Here is a 1,094-nt window from a genome sequence, read left to right as displayed (position 1 = left end):
CCGGGTCCGCTGGGGCGCCGACGGGAACCTGGAGTTCCTGGGCCGGGCGGACGGTCAGTTCAAGATCCGGGGGCACCGGATCGAACCGGGCGAGATCGAGAGCGCGCTCATGGCCTGCCCGGGCATCGCGCAGGCCGCCGTGCTCGCCGTCAAGGACCACCGGGGAGCCGGGCGCCTGGTCGCCTACCTGGTCACCGACTCCGGGGCCAACGAGGCGCACGGGACGCACGGGGCCTCTGACGATCGGGGCGGCGACGGGCACCGGGTGGACGACCTCGGGGTCGACGGGCCCGCCGCGGAAGGGCCCGCCGCGGACGCCGTCGTGCGGGCCGCGCGCGCCCGGGTGACCGAGGTGTTGCCCGAGCACATGGTGCCGTCCGCGGTGCTGCGCCTGGACGGCCCCCTGCCGCTGACGCCCAACGGGAAGCTCGACACGCGGGCGCTGCCCGCACCGCGCTGGACGGAACTCACCGGGGACGCGGAGCCGACCACGCCGGCCGAGGCACTGTACGCCGGGCTGTTCGCGGAGGTGCTCGGACTGCCCTCGGTGGGCGTCCACGACAGCTTCTTCGAACTCGGCGGCGACAGCATCGTGGTGATCCGACTGGTCACCCGGGTCCGGGAGGCCGGTGTCGAGGTCAGCCCGCGCGAGGTGTTCCGGCTGCGCACCCCGGCCGCACTCGCGCGGGCCACCGGCGCCGCGGCCCCCGACGCACGGCCGCCCGCCCCGCTGCCCGAGCCGTTCTCCCTCGTCGATTCGACGGTCGCCGAGCGCGCCGACTTCGTCGCCGCCGTCCCCGATCTGGTGGACATCGTCCCGGCCACGCCTCTCCAGGAAGGTTTCTTCTTCCACGCGCAGATGGACGGCGCCGGGGCCGACGGGTACGCCGTGCAGGACACCCTCGACCTCGCGGGCGACGTGGACGCGGACGCGCTGCGCGTCAGCGTCCAGCACCTGCTGGATCGTCATCCGCTGTTGCGCGCGGCCTTCGTCCAGCGCCACGACGGACGGATCCTGCAGCTCGTCGGCGAGCAGGTCGAACTGCCCTGGAGCCAGGCGGACCTCTCGGGCCTGGCCCCGGACCGGCGGGACG

1 protein-coding gene is annotated in these 1,094 nt (G+C 75.0%); it reads left to right on the top strand.

Annotation, left to right across the window (positions count from 1 at the left end; all coding sequences use genetic code 11):
• Positions 1 to 1,094: phosphopantetheine-binding protein (locus tag ADK55_RS15640; protein ID WP_234350055.1), on the top strand; the 1,094-nt coding region annotated here is incomplete at both ends.

The sequence above is a fragment of the Streptomyces sp. WM4235 genome (assembly GCF_001279725.1).
Classification (GTDB): Bacteria; Actinomycetota; Actinomycetes; order Streptomycetales; family Streptomycetaceae; genus Streptomyces.
The sequence above is the reverse complement of the archived record's forward strand: the minus strand, read 5'-3'. Positions and strand labels throughout refer to the sequence as shown.